The organism is Roseibium sp. LAB1, from assembly GCF_054658235.1.
The window spans coordinates 734735-758452 of record NZ_BAAGIB010000002.1 but is presented as its reverse complement, the minus strand read 5'-3'; the positions used below and the strand labels follow the sequence as shown (position 1 = coordinate 758452).

Here is a 23718-nt window from a genome sequence, read left to right as displayed (position 1 = left end):
GCGCAAGGCCGACAACCGGAGAGGCAATATGACGATCCGCAGCAAATTTCTGACTCCCGCACTCGGCGGGCTTGCCGTAGCCGTTCTTTTGGTCCCGACTGCCTTCGCTCAGGACAAGGTCGCACCTGAAATCGCAGATGCAGTCACAAAAGGACAGGCCGATCGCTATTCCCTGGTCAAGGTCGATGACGATATCCTGAGAGTGGACCGGCAAAACGGTACGGTTTCCATTTGCCTCGAGCAGAGCGACGCGTGGCGTTGCAACCCGGTGCCGCTGGCTGAAGATGCATATTTGGCGGAAATCAACGAGTTGGCCGGCGAAGTGGATCGCTTGACGGCCCGGCTGGAAGAGCTGGAAGGCAATGGCGAAAAACCCGGCAAACAGTTGCCGCCAGGCTCGGCACTCGACCGTCCGGCGCCCGGTTCAGACAAGAACGGGCGCAGTCCGTCGGCCACCGAGGAAGATGAGGAACTTGAGAAAGTTCTGACTTTCACCGAAAGCGCCATGCGCCGTTTCTTCGGCATGGTTCGCGAACTGCAAAAGGACTTCGAAGGCGAGGCCAACTGAGCGCTTGAGTTTACGCCACCCGCGCATCAGAGGTCCGGGCAAACGGAATACGGCGTATCCCGGTCAGGGGTACGCCGTTGTTTGTAAGGGGGCTTGCTCTTGCCAGAGCGCTCAGTCGATCAGCATCTTGTTGATGCTCTGATAGGCTTCGTCCGGCTGCTCGACGGCCACCCGTTTTGTCAGATCCATCGTCAGGGCGACAACATCGAGCACGGCGGCAAGGCGGTTCGTGCGGCTTTCGAACAGATGATGGCGCATGCAGAAGGTCTTCGGATGGACGCCTGTGAAGCCTGAAATCACCAGCATCGCGTCACCTGTTTTCAGAGGTGTGATCCAGGTCAGTTTCATTTCGACGGCCACCCTGCCAAAGCCATTTTCCGTCAGATAGGCGTGGGTCATGGGCGTGCGCTGCCAGACATGGGCAACGCCGTCTGTGCAGCACGACAAGGCAAATCTGTCGTCGGCTTTCCCGTCGGGGCCGATGTCACGGGGCAAGACGGTGCCTCGATAAACGATCTGGGCTCCCTTTGCCTGAAGACTGGCAAGCGTCGCGCGCGGGTTCGCCGGACCGGCGGAAATCCCCCTCGGTCCCGCCTCGGCAATCATCGGTGTCTGGAAGTCACGAAACCTTTGCCGCAGGGTTTTGGCGGCACTTGCGCTCGGCTCGTATCCGTCGAGGGCCGTTGCGGTGAGTGTGCCAGTCGACCCATCACGCATTTCGTGAATGACGGTAAGCATATGCGGGCCGTCGAAGGCGATGCTGGAATGAACCGTGATCAGGTCACCAGTGCGCATCTCCTTGTGGTAGCGCACATGGCGCACCCGGCGGGCCCCGACGACTGTTTCGCTCAATCCGGTCATGAGCCGGAACTGGCGGTCTGCTTCCTCGAAGCGGCTGAAGTAGAACTGGACGTTCAAATGATCATTTTCGTCGCATTCCCAGCGGTTCACAAATGAAAACAGCGTCGCCTGAATTGTCATAATTGTTTCGTGTACTCAGTGATTTTGATAATGCGATGTGTATTTAGACAGGTCATTTGTTGCTGTCTTTGTGTTGATTATCAACAAGAAATGTACACTGTGGAAAATTAGCTTAGGAAGTGCTGAGGAAGTGGATAAACTGACAAGAACAACTGCGGTAGCTTTTTTTAAACTTTCGGTTGTTTTTTGAATTGGTTCTAATTTTGCTGGATTTTCTTTCGGGTCTGACAGGCTGTTAGCCGATCCGGAAGTGCCGGCAAGGCGAATAAACAAACCGGGTTGGTCAAAAGCATGGTTTGACTTGCGCGTAACCCATGTTGCAAACATACTTCGCAAAGGCCGCAACAACGGGGCTTCGCCACAAAATCAAGAAGCGAGCGGGTGCAGGACGACTGCAACGCAAAGCTCAGGCGGATCCTGCGGGCACAAAAGGACCGTTGAGGGAGGAATAACAACGTGTCGGCGACATCGTATCGGTTCATTATCGCGGATGATCATCCCCTGTTTCGGGGTGCTCTGCGTCAAACGCTCGAAACACAATACCCGGATGCTGTGATCGAGGAAGCCGGTGCGTTGGAGGACGTCACGGCTCGGCTTGAACAGGATGGTGAAGTCGATCTCATTCTGCTCGATCTGTCCATGCCGGGCATGCGCGGCTTTTCCGGGCTTATGTATCTGAGGGCGCAATATTCCGGCGTTCCGGTGGTGGTGGTGTCGGCGAACGAAGATCCGCAGGCCATCCGGCGCGCCGTTGAATTCGGCGCATCCGGCTTCATTCCCAAGTCCCACGGCATTGATGTTATCCGGGAAGCTATTTCGGAAGTCATGACGGGCAACATGTGGACCCCGCCGGATGTGGACCTTGCCGCCGACGATGGCAGCGGCGACCTGGTGCAGCGCCTTGCGACGCTCACTCCTCAGCAGGTGCGCGTTCTGATGATGCTGTCGGAAGGCTTACTGAACAAGCAGATCGCCTACGAACTGTCCGTGTCGGAGGCTACCGTCAAGGCGCATGTTTCCGCGATTCTGCAAAAGCTGGGCGTGGAAAGCAGGACCCAGGCCGTCATCGCGGCTTCCAAGATCGAAGCGGGGCAATGGCAGCTCGGTGGAGAAACCACCGAGACCGCGCAGGCCCAATAAGGCGTACGCTTCCGCGTAGGTCTTCTTCATCAGTTTCCAGTGTCGGGCACGTTCTCCAATCATGGAGAACGTGGGCTTTGTCGTGTTGCCCGGAGCAATCCTGTGGTTGCAATTTAAAATGGGTAATCAACAGTCCTCCAGTCATGATTGCAAAAACATGCCTGAATCCTGACCATCGTTTTTACCGGAATTTCAGGGAATGGCTGTAACCGTCAGTGCTGCGGGGCGCTGCCACGCACAGTGCGAGTAGCCACCCTGGAGACAAGATGCGGCTCAGCTTCAATTGGCGACTGATCTTCCAGACGATCGGCATGGCCTTCCTGGTGCCAGGTCGTCAGGTCAAGGCTGACTTGCGTTTTGAAGCCGACCCACAAACCGGCAAGCAGGAAAACAATCCCATCCGGGCATTCATGCTTGCCTTCGGCCATCCGGTTGTCGACGAACTGCTGGCCCGCAGGGTTCGTGCTGCGCAGATTGCCAGCATAGCCCGACTGACACCCTTCATTTTGCTGGCAAATGTCGTCAACGTGATCGTCATCACGCTCGCGTTTCGCGATTTCATGCCCGTCGGCTACATCGCCGTCTGGATCGCGGCCATAGGCAGCTTTCTGGCCTACACCCTGTTCAAATGGCTGAAAGCCAACAGATCGCCCATACACTTTGCGTCGCGCCGGTCCCTGAACAAGGCCGTTTTGCACGCGACGATTTTCAGCAGCCTGTGGGCTGTCGTCCCGATTTCCGCCTTTGCCTATGGCGATCCCGACGGCATCTGGATCGCCTCCTGCGTGACGACCGGCATGCTCTGCGGGGGCGGCTTTACGCTGGCAACGGTCCCTCAGGCAGCGTTGCGCTGGGTCGCGATCCTGTTCCTTGCGTCTCTCGCTTCCTTCGCAATCGGGCGCAGCGCCGAACTGTGGCCGCTGCTTTTCCTGCTGAGCAGCTACACGCTGGTCGTTGTCGGCAGTGTCGCCTCGGCGGGATGGCTGTTTGCCTCGCATTTCCTTGCAGAAGCCGAGCTTGAGCAGCGCGGCGAACTGATTGCACTTCTGCTCAACGAGTTCGAGGAAAAGTCCAGCGACTGGCTGTGGGAGTCAGACAGCCAGGGCAATCTGCATACAGTTTCCGAGCGGTTTCTGCATGCCAGCGGGCGGAACAGGGCGGAGCTGGAAACCATGCGGATGGTCGATCTGGCCTATTCCCTTGACGAGAGTGACGCCCGGTCCGCGGTGACAAAGCTGGAAAACGCCATGAAGCGTCAGAAGGCTTTTCGCGAAATCGTCATCGGAGTGGACGTGAAGGGCGAAGAACGGTGGTGGTCTCTCGCTGCACGTCCGGTCTATGACAATCATGGTTCCTTCACCGGTTACCGCGGTGTCGCCTCCGATATTACCGAGGCGCGCAGGGCGAGCGCCCTGGTGTCGCATCTTGCCGAACACGATTCCCTGACTGGCATCGGGAACCGGAGCTGGTTCCTGAAACAGGCCGAAGAACAGCTGGAAGAGCAAAACCTCGCCGGTCAGAATACGCTTACCCTGTTCCTCATCGACCTGGACAATTTCAAGGTGGTGAACGACACCAGCGGCCATCCGGCCGGGGACGAGCTTCTGCGCCAGGTCGCGAGCCGCTTTACCGCGCTTGGCGAGGGCCGCACGGTGCTTGCCCGTTTCGGTGGTGACGAATTTGCCGCGCTCGGCCAGTTCGTCAACGATCAGGCCGCCTTGGCATTTGCCGAAGAACTGGTTGCTGTGACGCGCAAACCCTTCCGGATTGGTCGGCGCGACTTTGCCATCGGTGCCACCGTCGGGTTTGCCCGCCTGTGTGACAGCCGCGATACGGTTGATGATCTGATGCGCAAGGCGGACATTGCGCTCTACAAGGCCAAGGAAGGCGGCCGGGGACGGTCGCTGGCGTTCGAGCAGGACATGGAACGCGAGGTTCGCGAACGCCGCGAACTTGAATCCGATCTGCGTGAAGCTTTCGAATACGGCAAGCTCAACGTCGATTTCCAGCCCATCGTGGACGCCCGGTCCGGCAAGGTGGTGTCCAGCGAGGTGTTGGTCCGCTGGCTGCATCCGGAGCGCGGCGAGGTACCACCGGATGTGTTCATTCCGATCGCCGAACACGCCGGCCTCATTCTGCCGCTTGGCAGCTGGGTTCTGAAGAAGGCTTGCGCTGCCGCCGCGCAATGTCCGGACCTGGAAAGCGTCGCGGTCAATCTGTCGCCGGTCCAGTTCATGGATCCAAGTCTTGTGGAACAGATCCTGGGCGTGCTGCAGGAAACCGGTTTCCCGCCCGAACGTCTCGTCCTGGAAATAACCGAATCCGTGTTCCTGCGTGACTTCGGCACCGCCTCGATCAAGCTTCAGAAACTGCGTGACCTCGGTATCCGCATCGCACTGGACGACTTCGGCACGGGCTATTCATCGCTTTCCTACCTGCGGCACTACAAGTTCGACAAGATCAAGATCGACAAATCCTTCGTCGACGAAATCGGCGAGCGCAGCGACGGCCTGGCTATCATTTCGGCGGTTATTGCGCTGGCGCATAACCTTGGCCTCGAAGTCACCGCAGAAGGGGTTGAGCGGCAGTTCCAGGTGGACGCGTTGCGGACGCTCGGCTGCGATACCATGCAGGGCTATTATTTCGGCAAACCTGATCCCAACCCGATGCAGATCACCAAGATCCGCAAGGAAGACTGGCAAGATCGTTCGCCGAGTACCGCACCCAAGGACCCTGCAGCACTGCGTTCCGTGTCCTGATCTGCCTGTGCGGATGATTGCCTACGCAAATCGGTCTTCGAAGCGGGCCTATTCGGCAGCCTGGCCCGCCTGACAACGCGCCAGATGGGCACGAAGGGCAGCCGGTTTCAGAGGCTTGTTGAAGAAGGCGATATCCTTTTCCTCGGCCTCCGTGCGCACCGCGCGGCTACGGTCCGCGGTGATCAGGATTGCGGGGATCTGGCGCCCGAACTTCCATCTGAGCTTGAGGATCGCCTCGATACCGGTTCCGTTGTCCAGGTGATAATCCGCCAGGATGACATCCGGTGTCAGGCTGGCCTTGCTCAGATCATTGGCCGCCTCCACATCGTCGGCCGCCGCGATCACCTTGCAGTTCCAGTTCGTCAGCAGGTGCCGCATCCCGCTCAGGATGTCCGGCTCGTTGTCGATGGCGACCACGCACAAACCATCGAGCTGTCCCGTCATTGCGGGTGCCTGCGGGATAGGAACAAGATTGGGCATGTCGGCCGAGCGTGGCAGTTCCACAGAAAAGCATGAGCCCTTATTGGCTTCCGAGCGCAGTTCAACCGGGTGGTTCAGGACATGGCTGATCCGCTCGACGATGGACAGCCCGAGCCCCAGACCCTTGGCAACGCGCATGCCGTCGTCCAGCCGATGGAACTCCTGGAAAATCGCCTTCTGCTTGCCCTTCGGTATGCCCATGCCGGTGTCGTGGATTTCCACGATCACCCGATTGCCGCGCCTGCGGCAGCCAACCAGGACGCGGCCCTCCTGCGTGTACTTCAGAGCGTTTGACACCAGGTTCTGCAGCAGGCGCCGCATCAGCCGCCTGTCGGTCCGCACCGACAGGGAGGTCGGCATGATCCGCAGTTCCAGCCCCTTTTCCTTTGCGACCGGCTGGAAATCGAGATCGATCCCGCGCAAGAGCTCGTCCAGACGGAAGACCGTCGGCTCCGGTTTCAGGGCGCCGGTATCGAGCCGGGAAATGTCCAGAACAGCGCCGAGAATGTCTTCGACCGATTCCAGTGCCATTTCCACATTCCGGACCAGAGAGCCGTCTTCGCCATCCTTCAGCTTGTCGACGAGAACCGAGGCGTACAGACGTGCCGCGTTCAAGGGTTGAAGGATGTCGTGCCCGGCAGCCGCCAGGAAACGGGTCTTGCCGATGTTGGCCTCCTCCGCGGCGCGGGTGGCTTCCACCAGCCGTACGTTCACGTGGGTCAGTTCTTCCGTGCGTTCCCTGACCCGGCGCTCCAGTGTCTCGTTGGCGCGCGCCAGAGCTTCTTCTGCCAGCACCCGTTCGGTAATGTCGGTGTAGGTGGTCACGATCCCGCCGTCGGGCATCGGGCTGATGCGGACTTCGAACACCGCTCCGCTCGATGCCAGCTTTTCCTGAAAGGTTTCCTGGATCAGCACCAGCTTCTCGATCCGGTCGGCGACAATCGCCTCGACCGGTCCTGGTCCATGCTCGCCCCGTTCGGCGTTGAAACGCAGGATCGCGTCCAGCGTCGTGCCGACCTGGCCGTATTCGGCAGGCAGACCCAGAAGGTCGCGGAATTGCCGGTTCCAGCAGATCAGGCGCAGATCCCGGTCGAACACCCCGATGCCCTGGCGCACCTGGTCGAGCGCTGTCTGCAGCAGATCACGGTTATACTGGATGGCGATGGAAGCATCGTCGAGCAGCTTCACCGCACCCTTCGTTGAAGGGTCGTGCCGCTTGAGCATCAGGGTCAGCACCAGGCGGGACGAAGCCGCACCGATGGCACTTGCCAGAAGTTGCTCGGAGAAGCGTAGCAGGTTGGCGTCCGCCAGTGTTTTCGGATCGAGCTCGATACCGCGTTCGCTGGCAAACCTCCGGAACGAACGCGCCGTGCGTTCCTCGCCGAGATAGCGCGCAACCGTCGCCTGAAGATCACCGGCGGTAACGGACGTGCGCCAGTACCGCAAGCTGGGGGAGGGGGCGAATTCCGCAGGCACAAAGACGTTGGCCTGAAGGGTTTCCGCAGGCAGTGGTTTTCTCAGGAAGGAACCACCCACAAACAGCACGATGTTGACGAAGAGGCTCCACAGGGTTCCGTGGATGAAGGGATCGATGGTGATCCCGAGCAGAGCCTGGGGGTTCAGTTCGGTAATGCCGAACGGGCCGGTTTCCAGGAAGCCGTCCGAAATCAGGCCGGACTTGGCAAAGGTAGGCAGCAGCAGCGTATAGGCCCAGAGCACGAACCCGCCGCTGAGACCGGCAATGGCGCCCAGTGACGTGGCGCGGCGCCAGAACAGGGCGCCGATGAAAGCCGGCGCGAACTGCGCGATCGCCGCAAAGGACAGCAGGCCGATGGAGACAAGCGCAGCGGTATTGCCGGCTGCCTTGTAGTAGGCATAGGCCAATAGCAGAATGCCGAAGATGGCGAGGCGCCGGATTGTCAACAGGCGGTCGCTCATGTCCTGGCCGCCGATGTTGACGATGTCGTCCTCGCTGTGCCGGCGCAGCAGCAGCGGCACGACTATATCGTTGGAAATCATGATGGCCAGCGCAACCGTTGCGACGATGACCATGGCCGTTGCGGCGGACAGGCCGCCGATGAAGGCAAAGAGGGCCAGCCAAGGATATCCGGCATCTATGGGCAGCGCCAGAACGAAGGTGTCCGGATTGACGTCCTGCCCGAAGCGCAGCAGACCGGCCGCCGCAATCGGGATCACGAACAGGTTGATCAGCACCAGATAGAGCGGGAACATCCAGGTCGCGCGGCGCAGCTCGGCGTCGGAATTGTTCTCCGTCACCGTGACGTGGAACTGGCGCGGCAACAGCAGAACCGCAAAGGCAGACAGGCTCGACATGACGAGCCAATTGCCGATATTCAGCGGCTTTTCGAAAATCTGGGCAACTTCTGGTGCTTCCGAGATCGAACGGATCAGGTCAACCGGACCGTCGAAGAGTGAATAGGTGACCCAAAACCCCACCGCGAGAAAGGCAATGAGCTTGACCACCGCTTCAGCGGCAATCGCGAGCATGAGCCCTTCCTGGTGCTCCGTCGCATCGATATGCCGGGTCCCGAACGCCCAGCTGAAGATGGCCATGCCGAGGGCGATCAGCAGGGTGACGTCGTCGAACACCGGCGTGAAGATGTCGCCGGGTGAAATCAGCGGTCCGATCATGGTCGTGATCGACAGCGAAACGGCCTTCAACTGCAGGGCGATATAGGGAATGACACCGATGACCGCGATCAGTGTGGCGAGGGCCGCGACCGTCTGACTCTTGCCGTATCGGGCGCCGATGAAGTCGGCAATCGACGTGATGCTCTCGGTCTTGGAGATCTGGATGATCCGTTGCAGCAGGGGATACCCGAGTGCGAAAACCAGCAAGGGGCCGATGTAGATGGTCAGAAATTCGATGCCTGTGCGGCTGGCGTTGCCGACAGAGCCGTAAAAGGTCCAGGAGGTGCAATAGACCGACAGCGACAGGGCGTAGATGAAGGGGCGGCCGCCTGTGCGCGACGAATACCGGCGCGGCATCCGGTCGCCGTAGCTGGCGATTGCGAACAAGCACAGGATGTAGGCCGTTGCGGCCAGTATCACGAGCCATCCATGCAGCATGATCTGGTAACCGTCCTCCCGAGCGGTTTGGGTTCCGGCAGCCTCTTGTCGGGCCGGCTCAGACCTGTTTTTCGGCAAGCCCTTGCGCTGCCTTGCCCGATCCGAGCACAGCCAAATCAATCTGTCTATTCGCCTTGCGACTGAGTGCCGCTCACACCTTCACCAGGGTGCCTGATTGATCACCTTTGGTGAAGTCTTCTTCACATCCTTTCATGGAACATGATCACCCAAACCCGATATGGTGACGCCAGTTGACAACGAAGGACCTGCTAAGTGACCAGCCTGATCGAGCGATTGAGCCCGGAAGCCAGAACCGCGCCGGAAAGCGGTATCGTCGAAGTTTTCAATGCCGGCCGCGACCGGGAAGACCTGATCCCGCTATGGGCGGGCGAGGGCGATTTGCCGACGCCGGAGTTCATTCGCGAGGCGGCAAAAGCCTCTCTCGACCGGGGCGAGACGTTCTACACCTACCAGCGCGGTATTCCGCCGCTGCGTGAGGCCCTGGCGGCGTATCACCAGGACCTTTACGGCAAATCATTCTCGCCGGACCGATTCTATGTGACCGGCTCGGGCATGCAGTCGATCCAGCTCGCCGTGCAGGCGGTCGCGGGTGCTGGACGGGAGGTTATCGTGCCGACCCCCGCCTGGCCGAACGTGGCTGCAGCCATTGAAATTCATGGCGCCCGGTCGGTCAGCGTGCCGATGCGGGAAGGCGAAGACGGCTGGAAGCTGTCCATCGAGGATGTCGAGGCAGCCATTACACCGCAAACGACGGCTCTCTTTCTGAACTCACCCTGCAACCCGACCGGTTGGGTTGCCGATGAAGATCTGCTGAAGGCCTTTCTGCAGCTGGCGCGCAAGCACGGCCTGTGGATCATCGCTGACGAGATCTATGCGCTGTTCTATTATGGGGAAGGCACGCGCGCGCCCTCCTTCTATGATATCGCTGAAGACGACGACCGCATCATCTTCGTCAATTCCATGTCCAAGAACTGGGCGATGACCGGATGGCGTGTCGGCTGGATATCGGCACCGCCGGAACTGGGCCAGGTGTTCGAAAACCTGATCCAGTATTCCACTTCCGGCGTTCCGTCCTTTTCGCAGTGGGGTGCTGTCGCCGCCCTGACCGAAGGGCAGGCGTTCCTGAAGGAGCAGGTTGCACGGGCCCGAAGGGGACGCGACTGCGTTCTGAAGGGCCTGCAGGGTCTCAACCGCGTCAAGGTTCAGCCGCCCGATGGTGCTTTCTATCTCTTTTTTGCCATCGAGGGTGTTACGGATACACGCAACTTTGCGCTGGACCTCGTGCGCCAGACAGGTGTGGGCCTTGCACCGGGAACCGCGTTCGGCAAAGGTGGTGAGCATTACCTGAGGTTATGCTATGCGCGGCGAGAGGATCACCTGGAAGAAGCGGTGCGTCGAATTAGCACTTGGATACCAGAGATTTAGGTGCCCGACGGGTTGCTGGCCTACGGGAAAACCCTTAAACCTAGAATGGATGTGAATTCCATTTAGGTGCAGGGATGGTGGGCGACGGCGTTTTAGATCATGACGACGACAATGCAGCCGTAACGGAAGCGCGCCTTGCCAGTGTTTTCGATACGGCCGCAGACGGCATTGTCGTCATCAATGATCGCGCGCAGGTTCTTGCCTTCAACAAGGCTTGTGAGCGCCTGTTCGGCTATGAAGCGGCGGATCTTCTGGGGCGGAATGTCAACCGGATCATGCCGGAAGAATACGCCCGCGCGCATGATCACTACGTGAACAACTATCTCACCACCGGTCATAAGAAGATCATCGGCATCGGCCGCGAGGTTCAGGCCCGCCACAAGGACGGTACGGTCTTTCCCATTGAACTGTCGGTGGGTGAAGCATGGACGCCGGCCGGTCGCCAGTTCATCGGCATCCTGCGCGATCTGCGCTCGCGCAAGCAGATGGAAGACCGGCTGGCCAAAACCCAGGCGCAGCTCTTGCACATGACCCGGATCAGCGCTCTGGATGAGATGGGCGCGGCGATTGCGCATGAGCTCAACCAGCCGCTGACCGCTGTCCTGCTTTACCTCCAGTCCGTGTCGCGCAAGACCCGGGCAGACAATTCGCTTGATCCCTTCATCATCGAGGTGATCGACAAGGCGGTGCGCGAGGCGGAGCGGGCAGGGGAAATCATCCAGCGCATGCGCCAGCTCGTGGAAAAGAAGACTCCGAACCGCCAGGTGATCGAGGTTCGGGACTTTGTCGCAAGCTGTCTGGAAATGGCGGAACTCGGCAGTGGCGAAGGCGGGTCGATCATGACGGCCGAGGTAGCGGAAGAATTGCCGTCACTGATGGCCGATCCGGTGCAGATCCGTCAGATTCTCATCAACCTCCTGAGGAATGCGCGCGAAGCCGTTTGCGAGCAGGCCGATCGCAAGGTGGTTCTGGCCGTCTGCCGCAATGGCGATCGTCTCGAATTCCGGGTCACGGACAATGGTCCGGGGGTTCCCGAAGAGCTGGTAGACAACCTTTTCCGGGCCTTTACCGGTGCCAAACACAAGGGTGTGGGACTGGGTTTGGCAATATCCCGTTCGATTGCGCAGAACCACGGCGGTGATTTGCGTCTGGAACAAGCGGCAGATGGACGCGGAGCGTCCTTCCTGTTGTCATTGCCAATAGACCCACCCGAAGAAGATGTTGCAGAAAGGGCCGAAAATCACGGTCCGGCTGAAGATGAATTGAGGAAGTAATGGACATGAAAGCTGACGCGGAGGCCATATACATCGTTGACGACGACCCGGCGGTGCGCGATGCGCTGTCGGTGCTTTTCAATATGGAAGGCTATGTGGTCGAAACCTTCTCCGATGGCGATACTTTCGTGCAATCCGCGAGCAAGGCCGTGCCGGCCTGTGTCATGCTGGATGTCCATATGCCGGGCCGCTCCGGGATCGAGATCCTCAAGGCGCTGAATGCGGAGAACTATCCGGCGCCGATCTTCATCATTTCCGGCCAGGGCGATATCCCGATGGCTGTCGAAGCCATCCGCAACGGTGCTTTCGACTTCGTCGAGAAACCATTTTCCGCCGAGACAGTTCTGGAGCGGGTGAAGGAAAGCATTGCGATCACCCGGCAACGCAAGGATGAGGTCGTCACGGCTTCCTTCCAGGGGGCGGAACTGCTGACACGCCGGGAACTGGAAGTTCTCAAGGAAATTACCGACGGGGCTTCCAACAAGGAAGCCGGGCGGAGCCTTGGCATCAGTCCGAGAACGGTGGAAGTCCACCGGGCGCGGATCATGGAAAAACTTGGCGCGCGCAACGCGGCCGACCTCGTCCGCATCGTTCTGGGGCATCCTTCTTCAGGATAAGCCAGGTGCCTGTGAACGGCCGAAATGCATTTCCGATGGCCGTGAATGCCCAGACGTATTTCTGCGTACATCCGGCGCGAAAATTTTCGCGTATGAATGGAGACCGCCAGCACCTACGGCAGGGTTCGAGGATCTACATTCGTGGTTGTTCACATTGTCGAAGATGATGAAGCAGTCGCCGATGCATTGGCGATTGTGCTCGAGGATCTCGATCATCATCCGATTACATACAAGAACGCTGAAAGTTTTCTTGCCGGCGCGGCTCCCTCGTCGGACGACTGGGTAATTGTCGACATCGGGCTGCCGGACAGATGCGGCACCGAGGTGGTTCGCGAACTCATGGGGCTGCCCAGGCCTCCGAGTATCCTTGCCATCTCCGGCAAATCGAAAGTGAACCTGCTGCATCAGCTCCGTGAGCTTCCTGACCTGAAGGTTTTGCGAAAACCGCTGTCGATGGACATGCTGACGGCGGCGATGGCTCCGAAGGCGATGGCCTGAGGCCGTTTCGTCTCAATTCTTCGAAAAAACATCTCTGCGTTCGGGGCTGGAAAGTGCGGTCTTCGATCCACCGCGCATGCTCTGCGATTAGCAGATTTTCGACAGACTTAGACCTTCGTCGCCTGCGTCCTTACAACTCATATGTAGTTTATCTTACGCAGTCGACCGAATTCCCTTCTGTGCATTCCGCGTTTTAGAGTGCAACCTGCAAGCTGCGGGGTGTCGGACGGGACATCTGCAAGCAGCGGTCGATCATTCGAGCGGTGTGGACGTGAAAGCACTCATGAATGGAGACCATTCGCTGACGTAGCAAGTGAAAGCCGTGCTTCAGGCACGAAGGAGGGACATATGGCTTATCTCGACGCGGGTATCCCTGGCCAGGGCGCAGCACCAAGACTGACTGGTGCTCCCATCTGCACAACCAGCAAGACATCTTTTTCGGAATTCGGCGGCAAGGCCGTTCAGTACGATCCCCACGCTGTAATCTATTACGAAGGCGACCCAGCCAAGCGGCTCTATGAGCTGGTGAAGGGCTCGGTGATGCTTTACAAGCTGCTGCCGGACGGACGCCGCCAGGTTGTCGAGGTCCTTCGTCCCGGTGACATTTTTGGTCTCGCAGGCAGTGACGAGAACGATTGCACCGCCGAGACACTGACCAACGCCGAAATTCAGGAAATCGACCTGAAACAGGTCGAACGGTCCGATGCGCTGCAGCGCACCCTCACCAGATGCCTGACCAACCAGATGCGCGTGCTTCATGAACATGCCGTTCTGCTCGGCCGCAAGTCCGCCGTCGAGCGGGTTGCAAGTTTCCTGCTGCATCTTGTTCCGGATCGTGGTGGTGTCGGCTGCGTTGGTCCGAGCGATGACAGCAACGACGGTTTCGATTTGCGCCTTCACATGACCCGGCAGGAAATCGCCGACTATCTGGGCCTGACTATCGAAACGGTCAGCCGTGTGGTGTCCGACCTGAAACGCCGCGGCGTTATCCGGGTCGACCGCGCCGACCAGATCCATCTCAACAAGGTCTGCAGCCTGTGCCAGATGACAGGCATGCATTGATCCCTGTTTGATGTTTGACTTCCAGGGGCTGCGATTTTCGCAGCCCTTTTTCGTGGCCGGCAGCCGGTCATCAGCCTGACACCGATGGACTTCACATCAGGGGACGGACAGCCCGGGATTTATCCGGGGCTGCTGCCATTCAGACTGCTGCTGAGTGCCGGGCTTTTCCGCTGGCCTGACTTGCCGCAAGATAGGCGTCGAAAGCTGCCGCCGCGAGACGCACGTAAGGCCGGCCGGCCTCCGTCACCTCAACCCTGGCCGTTTCATCGCCTTGCTCCAGCTGAACCAGCCCATCAGCGACAAGGTCCTGCAACGCGTCGAAAGCATCGGCCAGGTGGCTTATTGTCAGTCCGAATGCCTGGCAGGCAGGTGCAACATCGCAGGCGTAGTTGGTCATCAGCTCTTCGATGATCCGTCCACGCAGCCGATCGTCGGCGGAGAGCGCCAACCCTTTCGAGACCGGCAATTCGCCTGCCATGATTGCCCGGCGCCAGTTGCCGACATCAGACAGGTTCTGAACATATCCGGCAGACAGGCGTCCGATGGACGAGACGCCGAAGCCGACCAGCTGTTCTCCCTGATCCGTCGTGTAGCCCTGGAAATTACGCTTCAGGGATCCGTCCGAAAGGGCGATGGCCATACTGTCATCCGGCCGGGCAAAATGGTCGAGGCCGATGGCGACATAGCCGGCCTTCAGCAGTTCCGCGCGGGCAAGATCCGCCAGGGCCAGCCGTTCAGCGGCGTCCGGCAGGGTGCTTTCGTCGATCAGGCGCTGGTGTTTGCGCATCCAGGGCACATGGGCATATCCGAACAGGGCTATGCGCCCCGGAGCCAGCGAGAGCGTTTTTTCCACCGTATCGAGGATCGTTTCCGGCGACTGGTGAGGCAATCCGTACATCAGGTCGAAATTGAGTGATGTCAGTCCGGCTGCCGTAAGAAACTCCACGGCCTGCTTGACGACCCTGTAAGGCTGCGGCCGGCCAATGGCCTTTTGCACGATGGGATCAAAATCCTGAACGCCAAGACTGGCCCGGTTGACACCGATGATGGCAAGTGTTTCGGCAAGCTGTTCCGTGACGAGCCTTGGATCGAGCTCGATGGCATGTTCAAGATCCGCTGCCAGGTCGAAATTGACACGCATCAGGCCCGTGAGATCGATCAGGCTCTGTCGCGGCAGGAGGCTTGGTGTGCCGCCGCCCCAATGGATATGGCGAACAGGGCCGGCCTGCCGCAGGTGCCCGGCAACCAGGTTTATTTCCTGTCCGAGTGTCGCTGCATAGGCCTTGAGTGGCGCATCCTGACGGGTTGCCTTCGTATGGCAGCCACAATAATGGCAAAGCTCACGGCAATAAGGGACATGCAGGTACAGCGAGAGCGAATCCTGCGGTGACAGCGCCTCGAGCCAGTCCGCATACACACCGGCCGTTACGCCGTCATGAAAATGCGGTGCTGTCGGATAGCTGGTGTAGCGCGGTACGTTGCGCATGGCGTAGGAGAGCGGATCTTTCATCATGTGTTGATCTATCCGTCCCGCGCCGGGACGCGCCTTGATATCGCTCAAGTTCCCATGGTGGAAAGAAACACAAATCGAGGAAGACATCCTGCGTGACCGATTTGCAGCCCGTAACCGAAGAAAAACCGCGCTCGATGTGTCTTGACCGGTACCGTCTGCACGGATCCCCGGACAGCGCTAACTTCATCGTCCGAATGGTTCTGGAAGAGCTCGGCCAGCCTTATGACTACGTGCCTGTCGACAGGTTGACCTCCGAACAGAACTCCGAGGCTTATCGACGGCTCAATCCGCAAGGCTTGATTCCGGTTCTGGAAGTGCCGGGGCAGGACGCTCCCATGTTTGAAACAGCGGCGATCGTCCTCTATCTGGCGGATACGCATGAAAGCCTTGCCCCGGAGCCTGCCTCATCGCAACGTGGCCGGTTCCTGAAATGGCTGTTTTTCCTGTCAAACACGCTGCATGCGGATTTGCGGATATCCTTCAAGCCGGAAAGATACACTCCGGAAAAAGAGTCCGCCTCGAGCCTCCACGCCGGTTTGATGCGCCGGATTGCCATCGGTTTCGGACATCTGGAAACGGAAGTTGCCGCGCGGCGCGGGCCCTATCTTATGGGGAGCGACGTTTCCGTGCTGGATCACTATCTCGCCGCTTGTGCCAGATGGGCGCAGATTTATCGCAATGCGGGCTTGTGGTCCCTGGCGGCGACACCGCACCTGCACGCCGTGTGCGAACGGCTGGAAACACGCCCTGCCATAAGCAGGGCCTGTGCACTGGAAGGAATTGAGGGTAAACCTTTCACACTGCCCCGCCCTGTTCAGTTGCCGGGGACGACTGCCTGAAAAAAGTTATGGCCGTACATGTTGATCCATGCAATCAACCATGCGCTGGCCGATCAATCCATTTATAGCTCAAGGAGCCTATCCAAGCTCAACGGTTCCCGATGCCCGCCATCTCGTTTCAATCTGCCGCCGGAAGACTGGCGGTCACGCTTCTCATTGCTGCTGCCGGAGGGGCCACCTTCAACCTGCTCGGGCTACCGGCGGCCTGGTTGTCGGGAGCGATGGTGTTTGTCGCGATAGCAACGTTGGCGCAGGTGCCGACGCTCATGCCGACGCTGCTGCGTGACGCGCTCTTCATCATGATCGGCATTTCGATGGGGGCGGGGGTCCATCCGGATATCGTCAATCGGGTGGCCGAGTGGCCGGTGTCCATGGCCATGCTGATCGTGGTCATGGTGGCTGTCACCTTTGCCGGTTACGCGGTTCTGCACTACGGTGCGAAATGGTCGAGGGAAACGGCCTATTTCGGGGCCATCCCGGGCGCGCTTTCCTATGTCATCGCTCTTGCCACCGAAAGGGGCGCCGACCTTCCACGCATCGCTTCCAGCCAGTCCTTGCGTCTGTTCGTTCTGGTGGCGGTTCTGCCCTTCGCCGTCGTGTCCTCGGCCGAACCGGCGGGCGGCGGCAGCGGTGCTGTTTATGTGTCCGGTCTCAAGGATTTCCTGATCGGCATACCGCTCTGTCTCGCCGCAAGCTGGCTTGCTATCAAGACCAGAGTGCCTGGAGGCGGTCTAACGGGCGCCTTCTTCATGAGCGCGGGTCTCAACGCGTCCGGTCTGCTTGTCCTTGTTTTGCCGAATTACGTCGTGCTGCCGTGTTTCGTGATGATGGGCGCTCATATCGGCTGCCGATTCGCGTCCATGACACTGCGCCAGTTCCTCAGCGTTCTCGGCGCATCCATGGCAGCCTTCGCAGCAGCGTTTCTGACCTCTCTTGCCGGGGCTTGGATTGTCGCCGAGCTGGTGGATATTCCCTTCGGCCAGGCGTTGCTGGCCTACGCACCGGGCGGTCTGGAGGTCATGACGCTGCTCGCCTTCATGCTGGATCTCGATCCGGCCTTCGTTGCAGCTCACCAGATTGCACGGTTCACCGGAATGGTGCTGCTGCTCCCTTTCATCACCGGACTTGTGCTGGGGCGACGAAGCTCCTGAGCCTGATCGGCTATCCGGTGCTTCGAACCACGCCGTTTGCAGAGAAAAAAGATGTTTCGGCCAATGCTTCTTCGTGCTGATTAGGAGTGAGTTCTTACGGACGGATGAAATGGAGCGTGTTGAAACTCTGCCGCCACGTGGCGACACGTCCTGCCATCGCTTCCGGATCATTCGAACGCAGGGCTTCGGCAATCAGCTTGGCCAGTTCGGCCATGTCGGCCGTTTTCATACCCCAGCGAACCAGTTCCGGCGTTCCGAACCTGAGGCCGTTCATGTCTCCCGCGACGGAGGCAATCGGCAGGCCGATGCCACAGGCCAGAAAACCTGCCTTGCGCAGTTTCTTCGAGGCTGCCTGACCGCCGCCGAAGGCGGCCGCTTCCAGGGCAAACTGGTGTGAAGAGGTTGTCCCCTTGGCGGTTGAGAACACCGGCATTCCCTCTGCTTCGAGAGCAGCGGCGAGCGCACCAGCGCTGGCGGCCATTTCGGCAGCGTAGGCCTTGCCGAAATCGCGCCAGTCCAGCAGGGTGACGGCAAGTGCGGCCGATTTTGCAACGTCGAAATTTGCGGTCAGTCCCGGAAACGCAATCCCGTCGAGCTTCCCGGCAAGGTCCTGTTCATTGGTCACGATAAGTCCGCCAGCGGGGCCGCCAAGGCTCTTGTAAGTGCTCATGGTCATCAGATGAGCACCTTCCGACAGCGGATCAGAAAAGACACCTCCGGCAATCATGCCGCACTGGTGCGCTGCATCGAACAGGACAAAGGCTCCGACTTCATCGGCGATGGCGCGGATTTCTCTCACCGGGTGGGGGAACAGGTTGAGGCTCATGCCGATCGTGATCAGCTTGGGCCGAACCTCCAGCGCCAAGACGCGCAGGCCCTCCAGATCGATCGTGTACCCGTCGGCGTCGACCGGTGCCTCATGGATGTCCAGACCGTAAAGACCGGCGCACCCCGGAGCATGATGGGTCACGTGGCCGCCGACGGATGCCGGCGGTGCGATGATGGCATCGCCCGGTTTGGTCGTTGCCATGAACGCATAAAGGTTTGCCAGCGCACCTGAGGCGACCCGGATCTCCGCGTGATCCGACTGGAAGATCTCGCAGGCAAGGTTCGCCGCAATCACCTCGATTTCCTCGATGGCTTCCAGGCCCATTTCATATTTGTCGCCAGGGTAGCCAAGGGAGGGACGGGACCCCATGCCACTTGAAAGCAGGGCTTCGGCGCGCGGGTTCATTACGTTGGTCGCGGGGTTGAGGTTGAAACAGTCCTTCTCGTGGATGGTCCTGTTGTCCTCGGCCAGGGTTTCGATACGCGCTGCAATCGCTTCAGATCCGAGGGACGCGGTTGCCTGGGTGATCTCATCGATACGGTTGGCCGCCAGGCTGGGAAGCCAGGGACACTTGTCTTGTGCGCTCATGTCGAAACTCCGGTTCAATCCAGGCAAGGTTTCCATGCCGGCTTGTCTTTGTGCAAACCAGATTTTAGAAATTTAAGGGCTAGAAAAATTAAGGCTCCTTTATGTCGGTCTCTCCTCCCGTCCCCAGACTACCTTCGCTGAACGCACTCAGAGCTTTTGAGGCCTCGGCCCGCCTCGGCGGGTTTGCCCAGGCGGCCGCGGAACTGCAGGTCACACCGGGTGCGGTGGCGGCGCAGATCAAGTCGCTGGAGCAGGAAATTGGTGCAGCGCTGTTCGTTCGTCATGCCAGAGGCGTACGCCTGACGGCCACCGGACAGCGGGCACTACCGGGCTTTGTCTCGGCATTTGACCAGTTGGGAACAGCCGTGCGCGACCTGAGACGTGACGCTGCACCCGGCAAGATCCATATTGCGGCCTTGCCGGCGCTGGCACAGCTTTGGCTGGCTCCCAGGCTGCCGCTGCTTCGCGAGACGCTGCCCGAGATCGATATCTCCGTCACCGCCATGGAGACACCACCAAACCTCAAGCGCGTCCCGTTCGATCTCTGTCTGTTTTATTGCGACACGGTCCCGGAAAACGGGGTTGCGTTTTCCTTCGACGAATTGCTGCCGGTCTGCACCCCTAGGCTTGCGGATGATCTGAAGCAGCCTCTGGATCTGAAACAGGCGGTGTGCCTGACGGACACCGCCTGGGCGGACGACTGGCAGTTATGGGCGGATGTCGCCCTGCCTGGGGCAGGGTTTGCTCCACGCGGTCCGGTCTTTTCGCTTTACGCCCTGGCGGTGGAAGAAGCGCTCAACGGGGCAGGGGTTCTGATGGCACACCGCGCTCTTGTTGCCGAACAGCTTGCGACGGGGGCATTGGTGGCCCCCTTCTCAAGTGCCGTTCCGCTGCAAGGCCGGATTTGCCTGTGGAGTCTCCCGGCGAGCCGAGGCAACAGCGCAGCCGCTGACGTGCTGGCGGCGTTACAGCGCGCAGGTTAGGAGCCTGCAGGTGGGTTCGGATCTGAGGACTGCGTGGATTTGGCTCTGTTGCCGCGCCAGAGAATGAATAGTCCCGATCCGACGATGACGGTGCAGCCGATCAGCATTTGCGTGTCGATCCGCTCATCGAACCAGACGGCGCCGAGCAGGACACCGAAGAGGAGCCGCGAATAGCGGAACGGAGTAACGGTTGCGATCTCGCCGGTGCGCATGGCCTTCATCAGGGCGCTGTAGGCAAAGACACCGCAAAAGACCGCGGTTCCAAGCGCAACGAGCGAAGCCGTTTCCGGCATGACGAAAGCTGAGCGGTCCCAGAGAGCGTAGACAACACCTGCGACGATGATCGTCAGAAACCCGTAGAACCCCAGAATATTGGTGCTGAGGGTCGCGGGGGCTGCGCGGCTGGCCAGGTCGCGGCCGGAAAATCCGAGCATGCCGATGACGGCCAGTATCGAGAGTAGGGAGAAGCTGTCACTGGTCGGGCGGAGCACGATCAGTACGCCCACCAGACCGATAAAAATAGCTGTCCACCTGCGCCAGCCGACCTTCTCGCCAAAGAACAGGGAAGCGCCCAGCACCACGAAAATCGGTGTAGCCTGCAGAATGGCCGTTGTGGAGGAGAGCGGCGTCAGCGCCAGTGCCAGAACATAGAAAAGCCGGCCCACAAGCTCGAAGGCAAAGCGAACCTGCATGACCCGCGAGAAGACGTCCCTGTTCAGAACATGCTCCCCTTTTGCTGCTGAAAGTCCGAAAAAGGCGATGGATCCTCCAATGCCGAACAGCACCAGGATTTCCGCGACAGGCAACTGTGTGGCTGCATGTTTCACAAAGGCATCTTCCAGGGCAAAGGCGGCCATTGCGGCCACCATCCACAGGCTGCCAATGATGTTGGGATGCAGACTTGCGCCTTTTTTGAAAGCAGAGGTCAAGGGACTGGTCCGGTGTCGAAGAGGGTAGAGAGATGCGTCAGGCAGGTGCTTTGGGACGGGCGAGGGTGTTGCCGTTCGTCAGCGGGGAAGACCGGGGTAACACGTTTCACCGTTCTTGGCTGCGGAAAACCGTGGGACCGGCGGATCAGAGGTGGTCCATCTTGATTGATGATGGTTCGAGTGCCTTGCCGGGGTGTGGAAATCGGGCCGTCGTCACATCCCTTTCACGGCCTGTCTTCATCCTGCCCGCGACAATTTACGCAATGCAATCTGACCTTTGGAGGCTGTTCCGACATCGTCAATTGCTGGCATGTTGATATGAATCAACGCGGCATTTTCAGAGTCGTGTGCATGGTCGTGCCATCGTTGGCACCTTGTAACGATTTCAAGACTGGGGCGCTAAAATGGCACAAAACAAGGCCAAAATGATCTCGCTCGAGGAAGGCGGCTTCGCCATCTTCCTTGTGCTGCTTGCGTTTGCCTGCATCATCGTGGCGGGCAAGACATTCGATCAGGTCATGGCATTCCACGCTGGCATAGGCGCATTGTTCGCCGCCGTCAGCGTGTTTCTGATTTTCAAGAACTACTTCGACGACGGCGGGGAAGTCATCCCGGCCGAGATCGACGGCAAACCGAACTACAACATCGGACCGATCAAGTTCGGTGCTGTCGCGGCAATGTTTTGGGGCATAGCCGGTTTCACGGTCGGTCTGATCATCGCTCTTCAGCTGGCCTGGCCTGCGCTGAACTTTGATCTGCCGTGGACCAATTTCGGGCGGCTTCGCCCGCTGCACACGTCCGCGGTGATCTTCGCCTTCGGCGGCAACGTCCTGCTGGCAACGTCCATGTATGTGGTCCAGCGCACCTGCCGCGTCCGCATGCCCGGCAAGATCCTGCCCTGGTTCGTGATCCTGGGCTACAACGCCTTCATCGTGATCGCAGGGACCGGGTATCTGCTCGGCGCCACCCAGAGCAAGGAATATGCTGAGCCGGAATGGTATGCCGATCTGTGGCTGACCATCGTCTGGGTCTTCTACCTGCTGCTGTTCCTTGGCACGCTTTGGAAGCGCAAGGAGCCGCATATCTATGTGGCCAACTGGTTCTATCTGGCGTTCATCGTCACGATTGCCATGCTGCATATCACCAACAACCTGACCATTCCGGTCTCGATCTATTCGACCAAGTCCTACATCGTCTGGTCGGGTGTTCAGGACGCCATGGTGCAGTGGTGGTACGGCCATAACGCGGTGGGCTTCTTCCTGACCGCCGGCTTCCTGGCCATCATGTATTACTTCATCCCGAAGCGCGCGGAGCGGCCGGTCTATTCCTACCGTCTGTCCATCGTTCACTTCTGGGCACTGATCTTCATCTACATCTGGGCAGGCCCGCACCACCTTCACTACACGGCTCTGCCGCAGTGGGCGTCTACGCTGGGTGCAACCTTCTCCATCATCCTGTGGATGCCGTCCTGGGGTGGCATGATCAACGGCCTGATGACGCTTTCTGGCGCCTGGGACAAGCTGCGGACCGACCCGGTTCTGCGCATGATGGTGGTTTCGGTCGCCTTCTACGGCATGTCCACCTTTGAAGGTCCGCTGATGTCGCTGCGTTCGGTCAACTCCCTGTCGCACTACACCGACTGGACCATTGGCCACGTGCACTCCGGTGCTCTGGGCTGGGTTGGCTACATCTCGTTCGGCGCGATCTACTGCCTGATCCCGTGGTTGTGGAACAAGCGTCAGCTGTATTCGCTGAAACTGGTGAACCTGCACTTCTGGCTGTCCACGATCGGTATTGTTCTCTACATCACCGCGATGTGGGTGTCCGGTATCATGCAGGGCCTGATGTGGCGTGCCTACGATCAGCTCGGCTTCCTGGAGTACTCCTTCGTGGAAACCGTCGAGGCGATGCATCCCTTCTACATCATCCGTGCTCTTGGCGGTGCGCTGTTCGTGCTCGGCGCCGTGATCATGGCCTACAATCTCTGGATGACCGTCCGTCACGGCGAGGCTGAAGAAGCCGATGCCACGCCGGCTGGCTCCCTGGCTCCGGCCGAATAAGGGAGGGACAGACAATGTCTGCATGGAAAAAACACGAAGTCTTTGAAAAGAACTCCTTCGTTCTCTTGATCGGCATTCTGGTCATGGTCGCCATCGGCGGCCTGGTCGAGATCGCACCACTCTTCTACCTGAAGAGCACGATCGAAAAGACTGAAGGCGTGCGGCCTTACACGCCGCTCGAACTGGCCGGACGCAACATCTACATCCGCGAAGGCTGCTATCTGTGCCATTCGCAGATGGTGCGTCCGATGCGCGACGAAATGGAACGCTATGGCCATTTTTCACTGGCGGCGGAGTCGATGTACGACCATCCGTTCCAGTGGGGGTCCAAGCGTACCGGTCCGGACCTTGCCCGCGTCGGCGGCAAATACTCCGATGACTGGCATGTGGAGCACCTGAAGGATCCGCGCGCGCTGGTTCCCGCCTCCATCATGCCCGGCTATCCGTTCCTGGCTGAAAACCGCCTGAACACCCGGGACATCGAGTCCCACCTGACGGTCAACACCGTGATCGGCGTGCCTTACACCGAAGAACAGATCGCAAATGCTGCATCTGACATCATCGGACAGGCGAAACCGGATACGGAAGCCGCAGACGGGTTCGAGGAACGCTGGCCGAACGCCACGATCCGCGACTTCGACGGCAACCCGAAGGAAGTCACCGAGATGGACGCGCTCGTCGCCTATCTGCAGGTTCTCGGGACCATGGTCGATTTCTCGATCTATGACGACAAGGCAAACGCGAGGTAAGGGCGATGAACGAGACATACTCCGCATTCGCAGGCTTCGCGCAAACCTGGGGCCTACTCTATTTCATGATCCTGTTTGGTGTCGTTCTGGCCTACGCATTGTGGCCGAAGAACCGGAAAAAGTTCGACGACGCTGCTCAAATCCCGTTCCGGGAGGACTGAT

Annotated in this window: 19 protein-coding genes; 14 read left to right on the top strand and 5 right to left on the bottom strand. The window is 59.4% G+C overall.

The features are described from left to right. The first annotated feature begins 28 nt into the window (after positions 1–28). On the top strand, positions 29–568 hold the full coding sequence (locus ACYQ54_RS13410; RefSeq protein ID WP_460083044.1) for a hypothetical protein: 540 nt from the start codon (positions 29–31) through the stop codon (positions 566–568). Between the two features lie 111 nt (positions 569–679). Here ACYQ54_RS13410 and ACYQ54_RS13405 read toward each other — a convergent pair whose 3' ends face one another. Further along, positions 680–1549, bottom strand: a complete 870-nt coding sequence (locus ACYQ54_RS13405) for a thioesterase family protein (protein WP_460083043.1) — start codon at positions 1547–1549, stop codon at positions 680–682. A 456-nt stretch (positions 1550–2005) separates the two neighbouring features. Between ACYQ54_RS13405 and ACYQ54_RS13400 the strand changes: the two genes are divergently transcribed. Together ACYQ54_RS13400 and ACYQ54_RS13395 are read left to right on the top strand one after the other, a co-directional pair. Continuing rightward, positions 2006–2689: a response regulator transcription factor gene (locus tag ACYQ54_RS13400; protein WP_460083040.1), complete on the top strand. Its 684-nt coding sequence runs from the start codon at positions 2006–2008 to the stop codon at positions 2687–2689. A gap of 266 nt (positions 2690–2955) precedes the next feature. Next, the gene (locus ACYQ54_RS13395; protein ID WP_460083039.1) at positions 2956–5448 is read left to right on the top strand and encodes a putative bifunctional diguanylate cyclase/phosphodiesterase; all 2493 of its coding nucleotides are present in this window, start codon (positions 2956–2958) and stop codon (positions 5446–5448) included. Positions 5449–5496: 48 nt separating this feature from the next. Here the strand turns inward: ACYQ54_RS13395 and ACYQ54_RS13390 are convergent, their stop codons facing one another. Further along, positions 5497–9018 (bottom strand): PAS domain-containing hybrid sensor histidine kinase/response regulator, encoded by a 3522-nt coding sequence (locus tag ACYQ54_RS13390; RefSeq protein WP_460083036.1) that lies wholly within the window; start codon positions 9016–9018, stop codon positions 5497–5499. Positions 9019–9291: 273 nt separating this feature from the next. Between ACYQ54_RS13390 and ACYQ54_RS13385 the strand changes: the two genes are divergently transcribed. The 5 genes from ACYQ54_RS13385 to ACYQ54_RS13365 all read left to right on the top strand — a co-directional run bounded on the left by ACYQ54_RS13385 (position 9292) and on the right by ACYQ54_RS13365 (position 13915). After that, positions 9292–10464 carry a pyridoxal phosphate-dependent aminotransferase gene (locus ACYQ54_RS13385; protein WP_460083034.1) on the top strand — a complete coding sequence of 391 codons (1173 nt, stop codon included), beginning with the start codon at positions 9292–9294 and terminating at the stop codon, positions 10462–10464. Between the two features lie 77 nt (positions 10465–10541). Further along, on the top strand, positions 10542–11738 hold the full coding sequence (locus tag ACYQ54_RS13380) for a two-component system sensor histidine kinase NtrB (RefSeq protein WP_460083032.1): 1197 nt from the start codon (positions 10542–10544) through the stop codon (positions 11736–11738). Next, positions 11738–12355, top strand: a complete 618-nt coding sequence (locus ACYQ54_RS13375) for a response regulator transcription factor (RefSeq protein WP_460083030.1) — start codon at positions 11738–11740, stop codon at positions 12353–12355. Before ACYQ54_RS13380 ends, ACYQ54_RS13375 begins: the two co-directional genes overlap by 1 nt. A 141-nt stretch (positions 12356–12496) precedes the next feature. Continuing rightward, on the top strand, positions 12497–12853 hold the full coding sequence (locus tag ACYQ54_RS13370) for a response regulator (RefSeq protein ID WP_460083027.1): 357 nt from the start codon (positions 12497–12499) through the stop codon (positions 12851–12853). A gap of 348 nt (positions 12854–13201) precedes the next feature. After that, positions 13202–13915 carry a helix-turn-helix domain-containing protein gene (locus ACYQ54_RS13365; RefSeq protein WP_460083025.1) on the top strand — a complete coding sequence of 238 codons (714 nt, stop codon included), beginning with the start codon at positions 13202–13204 and terminating at the stop codon, positions 13913–13915. A gap of 139 nt (positions 13916–14054) precedes the next feature. On the opposite strand, the gene hemN is transcribed toward ACYQ54_RS13365, so the two are convergent. Next, positions 14055–15428, bottom strand: coding sequence for an oxygen-independent coproporphyrinogen III oxidase (gene hemN / locus ACYQ54_RS13360; protein ID WP_460083022.1), 1374 nt, complete (start codon positions 15426–15428; stop codon positions 14055–14057). Positions 15429–15520: 92 nt separating this feature from the next. On the opposite strand from hemN, the gene ACYQ54_RS13355 reads away from it, so the two are divergent. After that, complete coding sequence (locus ACYQ54_RS13355; RefSeq protein ID WP_460083021.1) at positions 15521–16267, top strand: glutathione S-transferase family protein; 747 nt, start codon at positions 15521–15523, stop codon at positions 16265–16267. Between the two features lie 101 nt (positions 16268–16368). Then, positions 16369–17418, top strand: a complete 1050-nt coding sequence (locus tag ACYQ54_RS13350) for an AbrB family transcriptional regulator (protein ID WP_460083019.1) — start codon at positions 16369–16371, stop codon at positions 17416–17418. A gap of 94 nt (positions 17419–17512) precedes the next feature. Here ACYQ54_RS13350 and ACYQ54_RS13345 read toward each other — a convergent pair whose 3' ends face one another. After that, positions 17513–18835: an aminotransferase class I/II-fold pyridoxal phosphate-dependent enzyme gene (locus tag ACYQ54_RS13345; protein WP_460083018.1), complete on the bottom strand. Its 1323-nt coding sequence runs from the start codon at positions 18833–18835 to the stop codon at positions 17513–17515. Between the two features lie 101 nt (positions 18836–18936). Here ACYQ54_RS13345 and ACYQ54_RS13340 point away from each other — a divergent pair, with 101 nt between their 5' ends. Further along, positions 18937–19818 (top strand): LysR family transcriptional regulator, encoded by an 882-nt coding sequence (locus ACYQ54_RS13340; protein ID WP_460083016.1) that lies wholly within the window; start codon positions 18937–18939, stop codon positions 19816–19818. Here the strand turns inward: ACYQ54_RS13340 and ACYQ54_RS13335 are convergent. After that, entirely contained in the window at positions 19815–20747 is a 933-nt protein-coding gene (locus ACYQ54_RS13335; RefSeq protein ID WP_460083014.1) for a DMT family transporter, read from the bottom strand. The genes ACYQ54_RS13340 and ACYQ54_RS13335 overlap by 4 nt on opposite strands. A gap of 404 nt (positions 20748–21151) precedes the next feature. On the opposite strand from ACYQ54_RS13335, the gene ccoN reads away from it, so the two are divergent. The 3 genes from ccoN to ACYQ54_RS13320 are packed head-to-tail and all read left to right on the top strand — an operon-like array spanning position 21152 to position 23717. After that, the gene (gene ccoN, locus ACYQ54_RS13330) at positions 21152–22807 is read left to right on the top strand and encodes a cytochrome-c oxidase, cbb3-type subunit I (RefSeq protein ID WP_460083012.1); all 1656 of its coding nucleotides are present in this window, start codon (positions 21152–21154) and stop codon (positions 22805–22807) included. 14 nt (positions 22808–22821) lie between these two features. After that, complete coding sequence (gene ccoO / locus ACYQ54_RS13325) at positions 22822–23556, top strand: cytochrome-c oxidase, cbb3-type subunit II (protein WP_460083010.1); 735 nt, start codon at positions 22822–22824, stop codon at positions 23554–23556. A 5-nt stretch (positions 23557–23561) separates the two neighbouring features. Continuing rightward, the gene (locus ACYQ54_RS13320; protein ID WP_006933670.1) at positions 23562–23717 is read left to right on the top strand and encodes a cbb3-type cytochrome c oxidase subunit 3; all 156 of its coding nucleotides are present in this window, start codon (positions 23562–23564) and stop codon (positions 23715–23717) included. Position 23718 lies beyond the last annotated feature (1 nt).

Excerpts from the sequence above, each read along its gene's own strand:
- ACYQ54_RS13395 (WP_460083039.1), top strand. The coding sequence starts at position 2,956 with ATGCGGCTCAGCTTCAATTGGCGACTGATCTTCCAGACGATCGGCATG.
- ccoO (WP_460083010.1), top strand. The coding sequence starts at position 22,822 with ATGTCTGCATGGAAAAAACACGAAGTCTTTGAAAAGAACTCCTTCGTT.
- ACYQ54_RS13365 (WP_460083025.1), top strand. The coding sequence starts at position 13,202 with ATGGCTTATCTCGACGCGGGTATCCCTGGCCAGGGCGCAGCACCAAGA.
- ACYQ54_RS13340 (WP_460083016.1), top strand. The coding sequence starts at position 18,937 with ATGTCGGTCTCTCCTCCCGTCCCCAGACTACCTTCGCTGAACGCACTC.
- hemN (WP_460083022.1), bottom strand. The coding sequence starts at position 15,428 with ATGATGAAAGATCCGCTCTCCTACGCCATGCGCAACGTACCGCGCTAC.
- ACYQ54_RS13405 (WP_460083043.1), bottom strand. The coding sequence starts at position 1,549 with ATGACAATTCAGGCGACGCTGTTTTCATTTGTGAACCGCTGGGAATGC.
- ACYQ54_RS13390 (WP_460083036.1), bottom strand. The coding sequence starts at position 9,018 with ATGCTGCATGGATGGCTCGTGATACTGGCCGCAACGGCCTACATCCTG.
- ccoN (WP_460083012.1), top strand. The coding sequence starts at position 21,152 with ATGGCACAAAACAAGGCCAAAATGATCTCGCTCGAGGAAGGCGGCTTC.
- ACYQ54_RS13350 (WP_460083019.1), top strand. The coding sequence starts at position 16,369 with ATGCCCGCCATCTCGTTTCAATCTGCCGCCGGAAGACTGGCGGTCACG.
- ACYQ54_RS13320 (WP_006933670.1), top strand. The coding sequence starts at position 23,562 with ATGAACGAGACATACTCCGCATTCGCAGGCTTCGCGCAAACCTGGGGC.
- ACYQ54_RS13375 (WP_460083030.1), top strand. The coding sequence starts at position 11,738 with ATGGACATGAAAGCTGACGCGGAGGCCATATACATCGTTGACGACGAC.
- ACYQ54_RS13410 (WP_460083044.1), top strand. The coding sequence starts at position 29 with ATGACGATCCGCAGCAAATTTCTGACTCCCGCACTCGGCGGGCTTGCC.
- ACYQ54_RS13345 (WP_460083018.1), bottom strand. The coding sequence starts at position 18,835 with ATGAGCGCACAAGACAAGTGTCCCTGGCTTCCCAGCCTGGCGGCCAAC.